At 66.6% G+C, this 19,281-nt stretch carries 14 protein-coding genes; 1 reads left to right on the top strand and 13 read right to left on the bottom strand.

Features of this window, described 5'->3' with window-relative positions; genetic code table 11:
• Window positions 1-63 precede the first annotated feature (63 nt).
• Window positions 64-1,488: a rifampin monooxygenase gene (gene rox / locus LWC34_RS14570; RefSeq protein WP_233725588.1), complete on the top strand. Its 1,425-nt coding sequence runs from the start codon at window positions 64-66 to the stop codon at window positions 1,486-1,488.
• Here the strand turns inward: rox and LWC34_RS14565 are convergent.
• From LWC34_RS14565 to LWC34_RS14505, 13 genes are all read right to left on the bottom strand, one after another.
• The gene (locus tag LWC34_RS14565; protein ID WP_233725587.1) at window positions 1,459-2,850 is read right to left on the bottom strand and encodes a carboxylesterase/lipase family protein; all 1,392 of its coding nucleotides are present in this window, start codon (window positions 2,848-2,850) and stop codon (window positions 1,459-1,461) included. The genes rox and LWC34_RS14565 overlap by 30 nt on opposite strands.
• Before the next feature lie 78 nt (window positions 2,851-2,928).
• Window positions 2,929-3,951 (bottom strand): ABC transporter substrate-binding protein, encoded by a 1,023-nt coding sequence (locus LWC34_RS14560; RefSeq protein WP_233725586.1) that lies wholly within the window; start codon window positions 3,949-3,951, stop codon window positions 2,929-2,931.
• A gap of 8 nt (window positions 3,952-3,959) precedes the next feature.
• Entirely contained in the window at window positions 3,960-4,610 is a 651-nt protein-coding gene (locus LWC34_RS14555) for a hypothetical protein (protein WP_233725585.1), read from the bottom strand.
• Entirely contained in the window at window positions 4,607-4,936 is a 330-nt protein-coding gene (locus LWC34_RS14550) for a hypothetical protein (RefSeq protein ID WP_233725584.1), read from the bottom strand. Before LWC34_RS14550 ends, LWC34_RS14555 begins: the two co-directional genes overlap by 4 nt.
• Window positions 4,936-7,323, bottom strand: a complete 2,388-nt coding sequence (locus tag LWC34_RS14545; RefSeq protein ID WP_233725583.1) for a glycoside hydrolase domain-containing protein — start codon at window positions 7,321-7,323, stop codon at window positions 4,936-4,938. The genes LWC34_RS14550 and LWC34_RS14545 overlap by 1 nt, the downstream gene beginning before the upstream one ends.
• 180 nt (window positions 7,324-7,503) lie before the next feature.
• Window positions 7,504-8,694 (bottom strand): cytochrome P450, encoded by a 1,191-nt coding sequence (locus LWC34_RS14540; RefSeq protein ID WP_233725582.1) that lies wholly within the window; start codon window positions 8,692-8,694, stop codon window positions 7,504-7,506.
• A gap of 93 nt (window positions 8,695-8,787) precedes the next feature.
• Window positions 8,788-9,801, bottom strand: coding sequence for a helix-turn-helix transcriptional regulator (locus LWC34_RS58035; RefSeq protein ID WP_233725581.1), 1,014 nt, complete (start codon window positions 9,799-9,801; stop codon window positions 8,788-8,790).
• Window positions 9,802-9,885: 84 nt separating this feature from the next.
• A complete protein-coding gene (locus LWC34_RS14530) occupies window positions 9,886-10,320 on the bottom strand; it encodes a VOC family protein (protein WP_233725580.1) in 435 nt (144 codons plus the stop codon).
• Between the two features lie 81 nt (window positions 10,321-10,401).
• Window positions 10,402-11,391, bottom strand: coding sequence for a 2,3-diaminopropionate biosynthesis protein SbnA (gene sbnA, locus LWC34_RS14525; RefSeq protein ID WP_233725579.1), 990 nt, complete (start codon window positions 11,389-11,391; stop codon window positions 10,402-10,404).
• A 180-nt stretch (window positions 11,392-11,571) separates the two neighbouring features.
• Window positions 11,572-12,576 carry a TauD/TfdA family dioxygenase gene (locus LWC34_RS14520; RefSeq protein WP_233725578.1) on the bottom strand — a complete coding sequence of 335 codons (1,005 nt, stop codon included), beginning with the start codon at window positions 12,574-12,576 and terminating at the stop codon, window positions 11,572-11,574.
• Between the two features lie 13 nt (window positions 12,577-12,589).
• Complete coding sequence (locus LWC34_RS14515; RefSeq protein ID WP_233725577.1) at window positions 12,590-15,124, bottom strand: non-ribosomal peptide synthetase; 2,535 nt, start codon at window positions 15,122-15,124, stop codon at window positions 12,590-12,592.
• Between the two features lie 110 nt (window positions 15,125-15,234).
• On the bottom strand, window positions 15,235-17,775 hold the full coding sequence (locus LWC34_RS14510; protein ID WP_233725576.1) for a Pls/PosA family non-ribosomal peptide synthetase: 2,541 nt from the start codon (window positions 17,773-17,775) through the stop codon (window positions 15,235-15,237).
• Window positions 17,776-18,108: 333 nt separating this feature from the next.
• A complete protein-coding gene (locus LWC34_RS14505) occupies window positions 18,109-19,167 on the bottom strand; it encodes a PLP-dependent cysteine synthase family protein (protein ID WP_233725575.1) in 1,059 nt (352 codons plus the stop codon).
• Window positions 19,168-19,281 lie beyond the last annotated feature (114 nt).

Here is a 19,281-nt window from a genome sequence, read left to right as displayed (position 1 = left end):
GCAAGACCCGGGTCATCCCGCACAATTCCCCGGCCGAAGCCACTACATGGGGAAATGGGTTTCATGATTGACGTGATCGTTGCAGGCGGCGGACCGACCGGCATGATGCTCGCCAGCGAGCTGCGGCTGCACGGCGTGCACGTAGTCGTTCTTGAGAAAGAGCCGGAGCCGACCAAGGTGGTCCGCTCACTCGGCATGCACATCCGCAGTATCGAAATAATGGACCAGCGCGGCCTGCTCGACCGATTCCTTGAACTGGGCACGACACATCCGGCCGCGGGCTTTTTCGCCGCCATCCCTAAGCCCATGCCGGACCGGCTGGACACCACACACCCCTACGTCCTGGGCGTTCCGCAGCCCATCACCGACCGCCTGCTGTCCGAGCGCGCCACGGAACTCGGCGCGGACATCAGGCGCGGCACCGAAGTCGTCGGCCTCGATCAAGACGGCGACGGCGTCACCATCGAGCTGGCCGACGGTACGCAGCTGCGCTCGCGTTACCTCGTGGGCTGCGACGGCGGCCGTAGCACCGTGCGCAAGCTGCTCGGCGTCGCCTTCCCTGGGGAGAACGCCACGACCGAGGCCCTGCTTGGCGAGATGGAGGTCGGCGTTCCATTGGAGACGGTGACGTCTGTGGTGGCCGAAATCCGCAAGACCGAGAAATGGTTCGGCGTCGGGCCGATCGGCAACGGCTCATACCGCGTCGTCGTCCGCGCGGCGAAAGTCAGCGAGGGCCGCCCGGTCCCACCGACCCTTGAGGAAGTCAAAGAGCGGCTGCGTGCGGTCGCCGGGACCGACTTCGGCGTGCACTCACCTCGCTGGCTCTCCCGTTTCGGCGACGCCACCCGGCAAGCCGAGCAGTACCGGGTCGCCCGAGTGCTGCTGGCGGGCGACGCGGCGCACGTCCACCCGCCGACCGGCGGGCAAGGCCTCAACCTGGGCATCCAGGACGCGGTCAACCTCGGCTGGAAACTGGCCGCCGAAGTCAACGGCTGGGCACCGGACGGGCTGCTGGACAGCTACCACGCCGAACGCCACCCGGTGGCCACCGACGTCCTGAACAACACCCGCGCCCAGGTCGAGCTGATGTCGACCGAGCCAGGCCCGCAGGCGGTGCGCAGGCTGCTGACCGAACTGATGGATTTCGACGAGGTCAACCGCTACCTCGTCGAGAAAATCACCGGCCTGGGCGTGCGCTACGACTTCGGCGAGGGACATTCCTTGCTTGGCCGCCGGATGCGGGATGTCGGGCTGAAGCAAGGCCGGCTCTACGAGCTGCTGCACGGCGGCCGTGGGCTGCTGTTGGACCAGACCGGGCAGCTGTCGGTCGCCGGCTGGGCTGATCGGGTCGACCATGTCGTGGACGTGAGTGAAGAGCTGGACGTGCCCGCCGTGCTGCTGCGGCCGGACGGGCACGTGGCGTGGGCTGGTGACGACCAGCAGGACCTGCTCGACTACCTACCCCGCTGGTTCGGCACTGCCAGCTGACACCTTGTGCGCCCAGATTTCCCTGGATGCCGCGATGGGGTCGGCCTGCACCGAGACGGGCACGTCCCAAATGCGGGTGAGCGCCTCGCCGCGCCGGTACTCCGGCCAGCCGGGATCGCCCGTGGCAGCGAAGCTCGTCAACGACTTGCGGACCTCCTCGGCCAGCTCCATGGCCTCCGGCGGGATCGAGTCGCCGAACAGCATGGCCGCCATCGGGCCGTGGAAGTTGCCGAAGGTCAGCGGCACGTCCAGCAGATGGCAGGCGCCCAGCGCACCACCGAATACCGGGGTCGGCCACGTCAGTTCGTAGTTCCAGCTGCGACCGGGGTGTTCTTGGGCGCACAAGGTCGAGGGGATGCGGAACGCCCAGTCGGACTGAATGAGGAAGTACAGATCGGTGTCGGACGCGTCGGGGTACGCGCTCCGGTACGCATCGAGCGACACACCGAAGGCAGCCGCGATACCGGCGTTGTCCACAGTGGACAGGTCTTCGTTGAGTGCCATGGCGAAGAACCGGTACTCGTCGCGGGTGAACCCGGTGATCAGGTCGACCTCGGCGCGCAGCGCGTGCCACGGCTCGTCCATCACCAGTCCGTACGGGGTGACCTCGCCCGGAACCGACTGCACAGCGTGGATCGCCTCGGGTGGCACGTTCGCGAAAGCCTCGGCGTTGAGCGGTACGCCCAGCGCCGAGGCGATCCGCTCAGCCGTGTCACGCGCCCGCTGCTCCGGAAAGAACGCGGCGGTGACGCTTTGGCCGATGGCCCGGCCGAACAGTCCGCGGCCCTCGTCAGCTGCGGTCAACGCCGCCACCGAGCTCGCACCAGCCGACTGGCCGAAAATCGTCACGTTGCCCGGGTCGCCGCCGAAGCTGGCGATGTTGTCCTGCACCCACCGCAGGGCCGCGAGCTGGTCGAGCAGCGCACGGTTGTGCGGCGCGTCGGGCAACCAGCCCAAGCCCTCGAAACCGATGCGGTAGTTCAAGGTCACCAGTACGACTCCGGTGCTGGCCAGGTTCGTGCCGTCGTATTCGGGCTGGCTTGCGGCGCCGAACACGAACGCTCCGCCGTACAACCACACCATCACGGGCAGGCCGCTTGCCTCCGGGTCGGGCGTCCAGACGTTGACGGTGAGCGAGTCGGTGTCGTCGCCCGGGTGCCACAGCGCTGGCAGGGGATGCATTTGGACCTGCGGTGGCGCGGCGCTGAAGGCGGTGGCGTCGCGGACGCCGTCCCATGGCTGTGGCGGTTGCGGCGCTTGGAAACGCCGCACTCCGTCAAGAGGCGCGGCGTACGGGATCCCCAAGAAGGCGCTGACGCCGTTGTCTGTTTTGCCTTGTACGGCGCCTAGTGTCGTCTGCACGATCGGTTGCACACCGCTAGTGAACACCGTTTTCAGCGGATGCGCCCGGCAATCGATGGCAAGCCTCAGCCAAGGTCGTCACCCGGTGCCCAACACCCGGAACCTGTCCGGTTCTGCTGGATCTCGATCAACAACCTGGATCGGCGGTCGCGCCCATTGCCACACACTGATACCGGGCATGCGAGAGAAGTGGATCTTCCCGCGGGTGCCCTCGACAGCCACGTGCGACCAGTCTTTGCCGGGCGAACGCAGCATGTCGGCAAGGACAGCGATCGTGTCGTACCCCTCGAAAGCGACAAAGGAGGGCGCGCGGCCCAACTGCTCGCGCAGGGTCGTCTCGACTCGGTCACCGAGTGGGGTGAGGCGCTCGGGCAGGTAGCGCAAGAACGGGATCCCAGCGGTATCCGGCGTCGCCCACTCGGCGAACTCCGGTTGCCCGGCGGGAGCTCCGATCAGGACCTCGCCGAGGCGGTGGTCACCGCGGACAGCCTGCACGATCGACAGCGCCGGGTCCGGGTGGCCGACCAGCAGAAGCAAGGCGGTCGCCCGGTTGTCGACGAGTTCGTCGCACACGGCCTCGGGGTCGACCTCGATGAGCGTGCCGCCGCGACTGGCGAGATAGTCGCGCAGGATCCGGGTCCCCGATGCCCAGTAGACACTCGCCTGGGCTGCCACAGCGATCCGGGTGTGGCCCGCGCTGAGCAGAAAGTCCGCGTAGATCTGCCAACCGCGGGACTGCGGCGGGGCCAGGCGCGCGACCCAGTCAGTTGGGTCATCGGTGAGCGCGTCGAGAACCGCCGACGAGCACAGGAAAGGAAGCCCACGTGAGTCGGCCCGCGCGGCAGCGGCACGAGCGACGACGCTGTGATACTCGCCCGCCAACGCGGCCACACCAAGATCAGCCAATTCGTCGACGGCCGCCTCGGCTCGTTGTGGATCGGCCGCGGTGTCTCGGACCACCAGTTCGAGAGGTCTTCCGCCGTCGTTGTTGACGTCACGAATGGCCAGTTCGAGTCCTGCGAGCAAGTGCTCGCCCGCCTCGGCCCAGCCAGGCTGTGTCAGCGGAACGAGAACGCCGATCCGCACGCTGTCGGTGATCATGCTCGCCATCACCGGGTGTACAGCTGGAACTGGCGGGCGGCCTGGACCCGGTTGGCATCAAAGGCGTCCACCGCGCCCGCGCCGTGCCCGCCGGGGGCGTCGTTCCAGCCTCGGATCCGCTGAGCCGCGGCCCGGATCGCGGGATCGCCAGGCGGCTTGGCGATCTGGAAATGCGATTCCTTCGGCGTCCGCTCGTCGCCGCCCCAGGACACAGCCCCGCCGAGTTCCGCGAGAATGTCTCGGATGACGGTCTGCTCCCAGGGATAGAAGCCGCCATGCGCGCCGAGGGGGTAGCACACGGAACGAATCGTCATCGCTGTTCCGGACAGGTAGTTCGACTCGAAGGGCTGGGTGACCGGTCGGCCGGGCGCGAATCCGACGACGTCCCCGTCGCGCAGGGTGTCGATCTCGTAGTGGAAACGGCGGGCGACGTGCACCAGGATCGTCGCCGCGTCCGTGTCGGCCAGGCGGACTGCCTGATTGCTGCCCTCGATGCGGAATTCCGTTGCCGTGGTCAGGATCGGCCAGCCGTTCGCGGAGGTCGAACCGGGGGCCGCCGCGGCATCGGTGGCGGTGAATCCGGCCAGAGCGATGGCGCCGACGGTCGAGCCGAGGAACAACCGGCGGCTGGCGGGCCGAGCGGGTTGGGCACTGGTCATCGTGAATTCCTTATCAGGCGGGTGATGGCCACAGCGGCTCCGGCAAGGCACGCCACCGCGACCACAGCGAAGATCACGAGCGCTGGATTGACCCAGCCAGGCACCAGGTCGTAGTCGGCGTTGCACCTGTTGTGCATCGGGAAGAACTGGCCGGGTTCCTGCCAGTGCGTGGCGCGGTAGCTCTGGTCAAGGGGCTGGCCCGCGGCTGCGCAGGTCTCGTCGATGTCCTTGCCGCCTGCCCACGCCCCGATGAAGGCGGTGAACCCGAACGCCAGCACGGCGAGCAGGGCCAAGCCGAGCCAAGCCCGAGGACGCAGCCGGGTCATCAGCGGGTCGCTCGCTGCTGAGCCGCGCGCAGATAGGCCTCGAGGTTGGCTTTGTACTGCTGGGCCATCCGTGACTCCATGCCGGTGCGGGCCAGCAGGGTGTCGGCGAAGCCTTGTTCGAAACGCTGGAGGTCCTCGTAGGCCAGCGTGCTCGGTGGGCGGTGCATACCGATGAGCCCTGTCTGCGCCGCCACGATCTTGGGATCGTCGAACGCGGTGAGAATGTTGTGCGCCAGGAAGTTGCAGTCCTCGGCGTTGGTGAACCGCTGCTGGTAGTAGTTGGTGAACCGGCGCAGCCCGCCGCCACCGTTGTACTGGTCACGCACCGCGGTGACGATGTCGGTGCCACCGGCCACCCGGCGGGCGATCAGGTACCCATCGGCGTCCTCGATCAGGTCGGAGAACCCGAAACTGGTGCTGACGCCGGGTTTGGCCAGCTTCTCGTCGCAGAAGACGTGCCCGTTGGGGTACTTGTCGACCGCGTCGCGCCAGTCGGCGTAGAAGGTGAGCAGGTCACCGCCCCAGCCCGCGATGTCACCCGCGTTCACCCGCTTGGGGTTGCTGGGTTGCGGGTAGGCGAGGTGACCGTTGGCGGTGGCCATCATGTGCTCGGCACCGAGGGGGTACCCGGTGACCGGATCCACGAACTCGGTCATCACCGAGAAACCCCGGGAGTTGGCGTAGTTGACGAACTCCTCGTCGACGCCGCCGATCAGGCCCTTCCACTTCCAGTCGTTGTACGACCGATGCCGGACGTACTCCATGACGAGCTGGCTCGGGTTGCCCTTGCCGTACGACCGCGCGGCGTCGTAGAGCCGCTGCACGTAGTCGAGGAACGCGTCCGCGGGACCGGTCGGGTCGTTCACACTGCCCTGGCCCGGGTCGCCGCCGTTGTCGCGGGCCACATCGCGGTCCAAGTCGAACTTGTCCGCGCCGTTGGTGACGGTGAATTCCTTGATCTGGTTGTACGACCAGTTCGCGGGCAGCGAGTAACCGAGGTTTCCGGAGAAGCCCCAGGACATTCCGGAGACGAACGAGTGCCGGGCGTAGGTCTTGTTCGTGACGTTGATGCACACGTTGCGCGAGCCGTACACCCCGTGCACGTACTTCTTGCCGTTGTAGGCCAGTCCGGCCTGCACGCCGTGGAAGTAGGGCACGATGGCCGAGTCGATCTCGTCCTGGGTGGCGTCGTAGTCCACCGCGAAGTAGATCACTGTGCCGCGGTTGAAGCCGTAACCGGCGGCCAGTTGGTGCGCGTTGAGCGCGTGCTGGTAGCCGTAGGTGTAGGTGAAGTCTTCGAGCCGACGGGCGTTGTCCTGATAAATCGGGAACACCCGCATCCCGGCGCCGAAGATCGTCCTCAGCTCACCCGGCTTGATCTCTTTGTCCAAAGTGGAGCCCGGCGGGTCGTACAGGTAGCGCCCGACCACCCGGTAACCGTTGGACTTCAGCCACGCGGCCCGCGACGCGGTGATCTCGAACCGTGTGTCGCAGCCCTGCGCGGGCCGGTCGGCGTCACCCATCGAGACCAGCAGCTGGGCCCAGGTCTGATAGTCGCCCTGCCCGTTCACCGTGAGCTGGGAGAAGCGCTGGAACGCGCGGACGTATTCGCCAAGCGCGTCGTCGAACGTCGATTTCTGGGTGGTGCGCACGTCGCCGACCGGCACTGGTTCGTTGAACACGCACGCCGCGGAGAACAGTTCCACGAAGATGCCGGAACTGCCGGGACCGACCGGGTGGGCCCGGAGTCCGGCCTTGGTGGCGTCGCCGAAGTTGCCGTTGGGCGTGCCGATGCCGAGTTCGTACTGCAGCCCGATCATCAGTGACTTCTGCACATCCCGGGAGTAGTTCCCGTCGGTGGGGCCGATGGTGTACGCGTCGCGCTGCCAGTACCGCCCGTTGAGCCACCGCTGCACGCCGCGGACCTTGTCCGTGCCGTTGCCGATGGTCACGTAGGCGTCCATGTTCAGCACGCACCGGAAGATCTGTGGCGTGACCTGCCCGCCCGTGGTGCCCGGGCCGCCATCGGGCAGGCCCATGTTGACCCGCATCTTCTTGACGGCCTCAGTGGTCACCGCGCCGTATTCGCCGTACCCGTTGGCTCCGTTGTAACCCTTGCAGAACAGGCCATGCTGGATGATCCGCACGATGTTGCTGTTGCGGTTCCAGCCGAAACCGATGTCGCCGAGTTCCTTGACCTTGGCCATCGTGCCGGGGCCGAAGTTGGCGACCACCGGGGAAATGCCCAGCTCGTGCTGCAGCCCCATGGTCAGCGAGTACATCGTGGACCAGCCTGTACGCCCGTTCTCCGGGCACCGCTGGTAACCGGGCACCGTGCCGTAGGTCGCGTTCACCCACTGTTGAGCTTCGAGAACTCTGTCGTCCATCGCTGGACACCCCTCCCCCTGGTGTGCCGACAAACGCCCCTCGCCGTACCGAATGCAGGCAACCTCAGCAGCCTACATAACCCCTACGACACCATCGCGTCGAACACAAAACCCGGCAGGCAAACCGATTTGATCAACACACCCATCACCCTAGCTAATTTCGTCGCGGTGACGCTGGTTTCAGGGAAGACGCAGCGGTAGCGTGTCGGGGCCGGTGAGTCCCAGGTGCAGGCCAGGTTTGGGGGTTCCCGCGAGCTGTGGCACACCCAGTCGGCGGGCCAGGATCGGCAGCGCCACAGCCATTTCCGCGCGGGCGAGCACAGCGCCAAGGCAGTAATGGATGCCGCCGCCGAAGGTCAGCTGCGCGGCTGGCCGGATGGCGGTGATGTCGAACGTGGCCTCGCCGAAGGTCTGCGGGTCGGTGTGGGCGGCGTCGAGCAGGATGTTGATGAACGTTCCGGCCGGGATACGCAGGTCCTGGACGTTGATCGGGTCGTCGACCATCCGCCAGATCGTGTTGACCGCGGGCGCGACTCGCATGACTTCCTCGACCGCTTGTGGCGCAAGCGACGGATTCGCGGCAAGGGCCTGCCACTGGTCCGGGTGGGCCATGAAGATCTCGATGGCACGGCCGAGTTGCTGGCGTGTGGTGTCTTGGCCAGCGAACAGCAGCGCGCTGACCATCACACGCAGTTCATGGGTCGACAACCGGTCGCCGGATTCCTCGGCGGCGATCAGATCCGACAGCAGGTCGTCGGCCGGAGCAGCCCGTCGTTGGTCGATCAGGTCATCGACGGCATCGTGCAGTTGAGCGAGCGCCGACGCGATCTGATCATGGTGCTGGGCGACCGAGGTACCGAAAACCAAGCCGATCTCGCTCGGCCAGCGACGGAAGTTCTCGTGCTGCTCGCGGGGCACACCCAGCAACTCGCACAGGATCCGGGCCGGGTAGCGGTCGGCGAACTCGGCCATGAACTCGCATTCGCCCGCGTTGACGATCGGATCCAGCAGTTCGTCGGTGACCGCGCTCATCACCGGGCGCAGCCGGTCAACGGCGGCGTGGGTGAAGGCTTTGCCGACCAATCGCCGAAGCCTGGTGTGGTCGGGCCCTTCGACGCTCGGCAGGATGGACCCGATCCAGTCGACCACCGGGCCGTTCGTGATTCCTTGCGCGGCCAGCGACTCCACCCCGCCCCACCGGACCCGGTGGTCACGCAGCAGAGCCGCCGCCTCCCGGTGGCGCAGTATGGCGAACCCGAGCGGGGTTCGTGCGTACCAGTGGGCCGATCGAGCCGCACGCACCTCGGCGGAGTCCGGCCGGAACTGCGGATCGAGCACGTTCAGGTGCGCGACCTCGTAATCAACATCCATCAGAACTCCCCCGGGACACAACGCTTGGCGACGCCGGTGACGCTACGGTCCGGCGGCACCGGTGCCCATGCCACAAATGTGGTGTTTCCCGCGTCAGCCCTGGTACACGCGTCCGACCAGCTCGCGCCTGCTGCGGACGCCGGCCTTCGCGAAGATCGACTTCAGGTGTCCTTGCACGGTGTGCGGCGAGATGAACAGCCGCGCGGCGATCTCGCTGGTGCCGTAGCCCCGCAGGACGAGATCGATCAGTTCGCGTTGGCGTGCGGTGAAACCGTAGGCCGCGGAGATCAGCCGTGCGACCTCCGGTGCGGCCACGGCCTGCAGGATGATGGCCACGCGGCCTGGTGGACCGCCGGACATCGGTGATGCGTGCACTTGGATCCACTGGCCGGACTCGCCACGGACCTGCGCGGTGGCCTCGCCTGCGCAGCGGCGGACGCGCTCGGCCACCGCGAGCAGCACGAACGGCAACGGGTCGCGTTCGTCAGGGGCCCCGAGATCAGCCAGCCAGGGCCGGGCCGGATGAGTCATCGACTCGATGCCACGGACGGCGTCGACGACGAGCAACCCCGGCCACCGCGTCCCCGGCATCGTGCCGCGGGCCTGCAACCCGGCTGACCGAAACCCGCGGCCCAGCACAGCCGCCACGTCGTGGGCGAAATCCCGCTCATCCTCGGTGAAGTCGCCGGGCGCTTCACGGAAGAACGCGAAACACCCCCAGCACGACCCGTCGACCACGAACGCGGTGCGTAACTCACCGCGAATGTTGTTGGGACGCAACAACTCCCGATAGCGTGGACTGCGGCCGAGCTGGCCTGCTGTCGCGTCGCTGAGCACACCGCTGTGCCGCGGGGCGTGGGCGAGCGCGGTGAAGGAGTTGAAGTCGTCGTCGAGGTAGGCGTACGCGGCGACATCCGGACCGGCCGGTGGCATGTTCTGGAAGTACAGGCCGGTCTCGATCAGAGTCGCCGGATCCATCGTGTGCCAGCAGCTGGCGTCGAAAGGCAACGCCGTGGCGAGCACCTTGGCCGCCTCGCCGAACAACACCGGCAGCTCGGGCCGTGCGTCGGCGAGGCGGACGATCCGCTCGTGAGCGCGGGCCCGCACGCTGTGGTTCACCTGTCGGATTTTCACCCGATCCACGCGATCGCGCCATGCACGGTGGGGCAGGCGCGCGATCGCGTGGATCGATCAGTCCAGGCAGAACTCGTTGCCCTCGATGTCCTGCATGACGATGCACGACTCGTTCACGCCGTCGGCTTCCAGCAGCCGCACGCGCGACGCGCCGAGGGCGATCAGCCGGGCGCATTCCGCCTCGAGGGTGGCCAGGCGTTCTTCACCGACGAGCCCGGTGCCCGCCCGCACGCACAGGTGTACGCGGTTTTTGACGACCTTGTCCTCGGGAACGCGCTGGAAGAACAGGCGCGGTTCCACCCCGTCAGGATCCGTGCAAGCGAAGAACGCGCCCTGGTCCTCCCGCGGCTGCGTGCGGTTGAAGTCCTCCCAGGTGGCGAACCCTTCCGGCGGTGGCGGCAGGACGTAGCCCAGCACCTCACACCAGAATCGAGCGACGCGCTCTGGCTCCTTGCAGTCGAAGGTGACTTGGAACTTTTTGACCGACCCCATGGGGCCACCGTACTGGCGCGTTCGTCGCCGACTGCCGGGTGGGCATCCAACGGCATCGCCCTGCAGTCCGACAGGAGCAGGTCAGATCGACCGGGAGCCGACGGTCAGTCGATCGGTGTCGTCGAGTATGTCTTCGCCGTAGAGGTCTTGCGTCCAGTTGGTTTGGTAAACGGTGTCGAGGTAGCGCTCGCCGAGGTCCGGGGCGATGGCGACCGCGGTGAGTTCATGTGCGTTGTGCTGGGCGAGCCAGTCCATGGCGCCGCTGACGACTGTGCCGGTTGATCCGCCGAAGAGGAATCCTTTTCGGGCCAGGCGGTGGCAGGCGCGGATGGTGTCAACCTCGTCGACGTGCATCACATCATCCACATAGGACTCGTCGAGTAGTGGTGGGCGGACGCTGGTGCCCAGGCCGGGAATCATCCGGGGGCCTGGCGTGCCGCCGAAGGTGACCGAGCCGACGCTGTCGACCGCGACGATCCGTACCGGCCGGTGCCGTTCCCGGAAGTAGCGTGCGCAGCCCATCAGGGTTCCTGTGGTGCCCGCTCCGACGAACAGGACGTCCAGTAGCGGGAACGCGGCCGCGATCGCGGGTGCGGTCCGGTGGTAGTGCGCCTTCCAGTTGCCGGGGTTGGCGTATTGGTTGAGCCATACGTATCGGTTGTCGGAGGCGCAGAGCGCGCGGACGTGTGCGATGCGTGCGCCGAGGAAGCCGCCGTTGGCGTCCGGTTCGGTGATGATGTGGACCTGGCTACCGAACGCTTCCATCAGTCGTCTGGTGGAGAGGTTGCAGCGGGAGTCGGTCACGCACAGGAACTGGTAGCCCTTGCTGGCCGCGATCATGCTCAGTGCCACGCCGAGGTTTCCGGAGGAGGATTCGACCAGAACCGACTGTGGTCGCAGGATTCCGTCGCGTTCGGCGGCCGCGACCATCTCCGCCGCGGCCTTCAGCTTGATCGAGCCGGCGAAGTTGAAGCCTTCACACTTCAGGAAGAGCGAGTGCTCGAAGATCGACCGGAGGTCGACGTAGAGCTCCTCGGAGTTGAAGTCCTGTGGAACGGAGATAACTGGCATCCTTACCCACCCCTTGTGTATGTGCCAGGCGGCTTATCCGTGTCGGCGCAGTTCATGGAAGAAGTTGTCGCGTCCCCCGTAACGCGTGCTGGACCTGGGCACCGGAGATCACCGCGAACGGTGGTGCGGTGAACGGTTCGACCTGGGTTGCGGGTGCTGACGTGGTGGAACTGGTAGCGGTCATCCTGTGATCACTTTCACGGTTGGCGAGCAGTCGGTCAGGCGCACGGGGTCGGTCATGGCGACGAGCACTTCGCGTGGTCCTTCGTAGGGTTCTCTGCTGTGTGCGGTGCGGATGTTGTCGACGAGCAACAGGTCACCGGCGTGCCATGGTTCGCGGGCGGTGTTGGTCTCGTAGATGGTGTTGAGCAGGTGCACGATGTCCTGGCTGATCGGGTCGCCGTTGCCGAAGTGGGTGTTGAACGGCAGTGCGTCCGGGCCGTAGACCTCGACCAGGTATTCGCGTACCTCGGGGTCGAGTGTCCACTGGTTGAGGAATGCGATCTGGTTGAACCAGCAGCGTTGGCGGGTGACTGGGTGGCGGACCACGGCGCTGCGGCGTTGTCTGGTGCGTAGTTCGCCGCCGGGCTGCCAGTCGTACTCGATCGCGTTGGCCCGGCAGTAGTTCTCGATGGCGGCGCGGTCGGCGGTGCCGAACGCCTCGGTGAGCGACGCGCCGATCTCGTCGTTGTAGGTGCGGGTGAGTAGCCAGCCGTCCCGCTCGAACCGCTCGACCAGTTCGCCGGGCAGCGCGTCGAGTACTGCCTGTGAGTCGGCTACCCCGGTCGCGCCGCCTTGTGTGGGGGCGCGGAGGCACGCGAACAGCATCAGGCCGGGGAACTCAAGCCGGTAGCTGTGTTCGTGGTGCATGCACATGGGCTGGTTCGCAGGCCACGCCGACGACGAGTACACACCAGCGGAGTAGCTGCGCCGGACGGCGAATGCCTCTTCGTCGGTCATCAGCCCGCTGCCCAGCTGCTGGAACACCGCGGCCGTCCCAGCCGGGTCACGCAGCCCCAGTCCGCGCACGAGAACCGAGCGATGCTCGGTGACCACAGCGCGTAGGGCGTACCGGTGCTTGGCCGCCCAACCTGGCGCGTCGCCAGCGGCATCAGCCCGGAGTATCGGAGGTTTGCCGGGACGCAGTTCCACGCCAGGCAGTGCTGCCTGGGAGAAGGATGACATGTGGATGTCCCTTTCAGTCGCTGCCGCCGGACGAGGAAGCCACCGGTTGCGCGGGACGTGACTCCGGCCCGCGGTCGAGGAGTGCGGCCAGGTCGGCGAGGACTGGGTGACGGGTGACGTCGGTCAGCGACATCTCGCGGTCCAACGTGGTCACCAGCTGTACCGCGGACAGCGAGGTGCCACCCCGCTCGAAGAAGTGGTCCCGCCGGCCGATCTGATCCAGTGGGACGCCGAGCACCGTGGCCCACGCGGCCGCCAGGCGCCGCTCGGCGGGCGTGCTCGGTTCCTGACGGCACGCCGTGTCGGTGTCGAGTTGTCCGGCGAGTGTGGTCAGGATCGTGCGGGCGATCTTGCCGTTGGCGGTCAGCGGCAGACTGTCCTGCCAGATCAACGCCGACGGGACCATGTAGCCGGGCAGCAACTTACCCAACTGGTCGGCCACGACGCCGGTGTCCAGCGGCTGCGGGCCCGAATAGAAGGCCACCAGACGCTGGGTCCCGTCGGTGACCACCGCAGCCGCGTCGCGGACACCGGGCACCCGCAGCAGGGCGTTCTCTATCTCGCCGAGCTCGACCCGGAAACCCCGGATCTTGACCTGGTTGTCCCGGCGGCCGAGGAACTCCAGCTTGCCGTCCGGCCGCCAGCGGCCATAGTCCCCGGTCCGGCACAACCGCTGACCCGGACGATGCGGATCGGCCATGAAGAGCAGACGGGTGCGCGCGGGGTCGTTGACATATCCCCGACCAACACACACCCCGGAGAACACGATCACACCAGGCGCACCCAACGGCACGGGCCACAGGTTCTCGTCGACGACATAGACGTGCACGTTGTGAATGGGTCGGCCGAGCGGGACCCGGTCGCAGTCCGGCACCCGGTCCATCACCTCGTGCACGGCGTCGTCCGAGGTCTCGGTCAGCCCGTAGGTGTTGACCAGCGGGATCCCGGGCTGGGCGGCGAACCAGCGCTGCACGAGCTCCTTTTTCAGGAAATCGCCCGTGGGCGACACGGTGTGCAGGTCCGGCAGCTCGCGGGGATGGTGCTCCAGATAGGACACGATCACGTCCAGATAGGACGGCACGACCTGCAACACGCCCGCCCGGGCGTCGACGATGGTGTCGACCAACCGCTCGACGTCCAGGATCACCTCCCGATCCACCAGCAGCGTCCGCCCGCCCACCAGCAGCGCGGCAACCACCTGCCACACCGAGATGTCGAAACACTGCGGCCCGGTCTGCGGAATCACCTCACCCTCACGCACCCCCAGATCGGCGATCTTGGCGAAGATGTGGTTCAGCATGCCCGCGTGCTCGCACATCGCACCCTTGGGCTCCCCCGTCGAACCGGACGTGAACAGGATGTACGCCAGCTGATCCGGCCCGACATCCACACCCAGATTCCCCTCCGCGTGGTCCTCCGCGTAGGCAGCCTCGACATGCAGCAGCCGGACTCCCGGCGTCTGAACCCGGGACAGGATGTCGATGGCCGCCTCAAGCCTGGTGGTGCTGCCGCGCTCGCTCAGCACCAGCCCGCACCCGGCCCGCGACAGCGCGGTCGCGATACGGTCGGCCGGAAAGTCCGGCTCCACAGGCAGGTACACGCCACCAGCCTTGAAAATCGCCAACACAGCCGCCATCCAGTCCAGGTTGCGCTCCATCACAACCGCCACAACACCTTCACGGCGCAAGCCACGCGCCAACAAAGCCCGCCCCAACCGGTTGGCACGCGCGTTGAGCTCCCGGTAAGTCCACTGCCGATCCCCATGCACGGCCGCGACCGCATCCGGGTGTGCCGCCACCCGCTGCTCGAACAACTCGTGCACCCGGTGATCCGGCAACTCCCGGCAAGGCCCACCGAGCCCATTCAGCTGGAAGTCGAGCTCCTCCGCGGACAACAGGCTCTGTCGCCCGTGCTCGGCATCCGGATCGGCGGCGATCAGCGCGAGCACGGCGAGGTGATAACCCGCGATCCGAGCAGCGCTCCCCGCGTCGAGCAGGTCGGTCCGATACCGCAGCCGCAATACCGGATGCCTGTCGGGCCAGGAGATTCCCACCCACAGCACAGTGTGCTCGACAAGCTCGTCGGTTACCGCCTTGGCGCCGGTCGGATCGAGCACTGTCTCGAATGACGGTTCGGACAGACCCAACTCACGCCGGAGATCATCGACCGGGAAGTCCTTGTGCGACAACAGTTCCAACTCGATGCGATAGGTTTGGAGCAGTAACGCCCGCCACGAGCCGGGTTCGGTTGTCAGTCGGCAGGGCAACGGCGGGCTGCCATGCTGGGCGACGTAGCCGGTCGCCACCTGGTGCTCACCGGACAGCTCGGCGAGCACCTTGGCGTGCGCGGCCAGCAGTACCGAGCTGAGCGGCACCGCCAGTTCCTCCGCCAGCCGGCACATCGTCGCGACGAGGTCGTCCGGGATGGGTGTCTCGTGCTCGGCGACACCCGCGACCGGATCGAGAGTCCACCGCGGGATCGCGGTAAACCCGCCCGTGACGAGCGCGTTCCTCCAGAATTCCCGGTCTGCTTCCGCTGGCGTTCGCATTCGGATCCTTCCTCCGCTCCAGGATTGCCACGGGTGCTGTTGCCCTAGTGGTGTGTCTCGGGACGTTGCTGGGCCGTCGAGAAGCCCGGCGAACGTTTCGAGACGCGCCACTAGTTCCGGCTGACCACAGCGGTGCCGGCGTTGTCCCTGTGGTTGTCGTCCCCGCGAACCCGCGAACCGGCCTCGCTGTCCCGCATTTCCTTGGCCGGGTTTCCGCCCCATCGCGCGTGCGGCGGCATTTCCTCGCCCTTCATCAGGAAGGAGTCGGGCGCCAGCACCGCGTTGTCGCCCATCGTCACGCCGTAGTGGACCAGCGCGCCGATCCCGATGGTGCAGCCGGAACCGATCGTGATCCGGTCGGACTTGAAGGCGTAGTCCTCCTGGGAGTGGCACTGGATGTGCGAGCCGGCGTTGAGGGTGACGTCGTCGCCGATCGTCACGAGGTTCTTCTCGTCCAAATCGGTGCCGTCGTCGAAGAGCCGCCGGCCGACCCGGACACCCAGCAGTCGCCAGATCACGGCTTTGAAGGGGGTGCCATCGAAAACGGCGAGTGCGCCTATCGGCGCGAACAACTTGTAGAGGCGTTCCGTCCGCCAGAAATCGATCTGGTAGATCGAGCAGTACGTCGGTCGCACGCCTCGGAATCCCGTAGCAGCACGTTCGACCAGTACGAAGTAGAGGATCCCGAACAGGAAGATGAGGACGGTGGCCAGCGCGATCGCCGACGCGCCCAGCGAGTGGTAGAGGTCCGCGGCGCCCAAGGCGATCGAGACGACCAGGAAGGTATAGAACCACCGCGACAGCAGGAACCACCCCATGCTCGCGGCATTGTGCTTGTTCTTGGCCGCGAGACGCCGGGGCAGCTCGTCCCCGCTCGCCAGGTGGTGGAACTTGGCGTCGCGTTCGACTGTTCGGGGAATCTCGAAGCTGGGCGAACCCAGCAGCCCGACGCCCTCACGAACGTGTCCGTCGATCGGGACCAAGACCTTCGTCGCCAGCAGGCAGTTCTCACCCGTCCTGCCCCCAGAGGGATAGACGATCCAGTTCCCGAGGAAGTTGCGCGCCCCGATCGAGGCTCGCGACACCCGGAACGACGTGCTCGAGAAGTCGGCATTGGCGATCGACAGCCCGCTGGCAACCACCGTTCCGCTGCCGACAGCACTCTGATAGGGGCTCTCGTGCTTCACCAGGTTGCCGAAATTCGACCCGGTCTGCACCACGGGAGCCAGGCGATACCCCAGACCTCCCAGATAGTGGGCGATACAAGAGCTGTCACCGAAGAGAGTGGTGAAGAACTGGATGTTGGTCAGGCGCGCGATCACCCGGTGGGCGGCGTAGTGGAAGCCGTACAGGCGATAGGCCTTGCCCGGCTTGATGGCGAGGTTGAGTACGCGCGGGACCGTGACCACGACGAGCAAACCGACAAGCGCGGAGCCGGAGAAGAGCACGAGCGAGACGGCCAGGGCGTCGCTGTAGAACGTCCAGCTCGTGAGGGCCAGGGGCTCGTTGCCAAGAAGTGCGGCCAGGCGCGGGACCTCGACGAAGAGAATGGCCACGCCGCCGTATACCAGCGGCAGCTGCAAGGCCAGGACCTTCACCAGTTGCAGGACAGCGTATGCCGCCCTTCTCCCGGTGCCGCAGTCAGCCGGTTCGACGCCCCGGTAGTCCGCCTCGGTCGGCTGCGCCGGCGAACCGTGCCAGCGCTCGCCCTCGGGCACGGCCTGCCCAGCGTGCAGCGACGAGGCATGGCCGAGCTGGGCCCCGTCACCCAGCGACGTCTCGATGTCGAACACGGTCGCCTCACCGACGAACGCATCCCGCCCGAGAGTCACCGCACCCGTCTGAATCCAGCCCCCGGAGGCTCGATAGCAGGTGAAGAACGTGTCCTTGCGGACGACCGTGCCCTGGCCGACAGTCAGCAGATCGGCGCACACCGGCACATGCCGGGAGAAGACCACCGCACCGCGTCCGACTCTCGCACCCAGAGCCCTCAGATACAGCACGTAGAGCGGCGAACCGGCGAACAAGACCAACGGGTTCAATGTGACCAGCGTCTTGACGACCCAGAAGCGGACATAGGCCAGGCCCCAAATCCGGATTCGCTGGGGCTTCCACCGGCCGATGAGCAGCCACTTCACCAGGATCGGCAAGGTGGACACGCCGAGGAAGAACGCGCCGCCGAACAGCACCGACCGCAGGTAGATGTCGACTTCACCTGAGCCTGCGGAGATCCACTCGAAACCCAGTTCGAGCACAAGTGCGACGAGAAAGGAATATCCAAGGAGGAGCAGGCACTGCAGTGCTCCACAGAGGACATACTGCCGAGTGCCGATCGGCGTCGTCACCTCGGTTGTCGCCGGCAGCGGCGAGCCGGCAGGGACGAGTGCAGCCGCCAGACTCCTGATCGTGGGGTGCTGATATGTGTCCTTTATGGACACGGATGGCGGGCTTGGTTGTTTCCTCACCCGGGCGCAGAACTGGGCCATCACCATCGAGTCGGCCCCCAGATCGTCGAAGAAGTGACTGTCCACCGGCACCCGCTCGATCCGCAGGACCTCGGCCAGCACGCCGGCGAACATCCACTCGACGCCGTCCGCGGTAGAAGATTCAGCTGGATCGGCCGTCGGGACTTCGATAGTTTCTCCCGCCACGTGAGCTCCCTGAACACAAGTTGGCGATTGCGATGTGCGGCGTCGGCCAGTCTTTATTTCGTTCTCGCCCACATGGGGTAAGACCACGAACTCCGGAAACGTCGCTTTGGCGTGGCACGGAGTTTTCGCTGACCGGGTGACGATGGGGAGGGGTTTCCTGTATCCCTGGCTGATGGCACTCCGGGATACAGGCCGTGAGCAGGAAGAACAACCCCAAGGAGGCGCAGGGCCGGCAACCCGGGGAATGTTCGTGGCCGATTGGTTCGCCGCCATGTGAGCACACGGCCAAGGCAGGTGCGGTACGGCTGTATGGATTCGTGAATGGCGAATTCTTCAGAGGACGGTTGGGCCGGTGGGATAGCGGCGCCATGGTTCGAGTTGGTGGCCGCAGACCGGGGTGTAGTCCGTCAGTCGGTCACGTAGCTCGGCCACGGTGGGTATGAGGGTGAGGCCGTGGTCGCGAATCCACGTGTCGTCGTAGATGGTGTCCAGATAGCGGTCGCCTCCGTCGGGTGCTACCGCGACGACATTGTGGTGCGGGCCAAGTCGTTGGGCGACTGCCAGTGCGATGAACACCGCGGCCCCTGATGAGCCACCGAGCAGCAGGCCTTCCTTGCTGGCGAGCATGCGGCACGCACTGAACGCTTCGGTGTCACCGCACCAGTAGGCTTCGTCGATGACCGCCGGGTCGAAGTTGCCCGGGGTGAACCCGGAGCCGAGGCCGACCAGGAGGTGCTGGCCCAACGGGCCGCCGATCGCGGTCGATCCTCGGCCGTCCACCGCCACCATCCGGCAGTCGGGCCGGGTCTGTTTGATCCGACGACCTATCCCGGTGATCTGCCCGCAACTGCTGGTGGTGCACACGATGGCGGCGACGTCCCCGTCGAGGTCGCCGAGGATTTCCGAGGCGGTGGTCGCGCTGTGCGCGGCGGGGTTGTCCGGGTTGTCCCACTGGTTGGGCATGTACGCGCCCTCGACGGTGTGGGCGACTGCTTCGGCTGCCTGGATCCGGGGGATCTGGTACTTGCCGTGCTCGTCGGGTTTCTCGACAAGGGTTGCTTCGGCGGCGTAAGCGGCGATGGTCCGTACGCTCAGTGCCGGCGTGCGGGGATCCACCATGATCTTCACGGGGACGTCGAGTGCGGCGCCGATCATCGCCAGTGCGATGCCCAGATTGCCGGACGTGGCTTCGACAATGGTGCCGTCCTCGGTGAGCACACCCGAGCGCAGTGCCTCCCGGACCATGGCAAGCGCCGGCCGTGCCTTGACGCTCCCCCCTGGGTTGAGGCATTCGAGCTTGACCCACACCGTCGCGTCGGTCGGCTCGGTGAGCCGATTGAGGCGCACCAACGGCGTATTACCGATGGCGTCAAGGATGGAGTCGTAACGCATGGGCCTACTTCCCTAGGTCGTGTCTCGAAGTCCCCGTTCGATGAGAGCCTGCCCCGGCCAGAGGCCGGAGTCGGGATTCAGCGCGTCAGGGGCCGCATCCGGCCCGGCTATTGC

Source organism: Kibdelosporangium philippinense, from assembly GCF_021390435.2.
Taxonomy (GTDB): Bacteria; Actinomycetota; Actinomycetes; order Mycobacteriales; family Pseudonocardiaceae; genus Kibdelosporangium; species Kibdelosporangium philippinense.
Note: the sequence above shows the minus strand (reverse complement) of the source record. Positions and strands in the feature narration are given on the sequence as shown.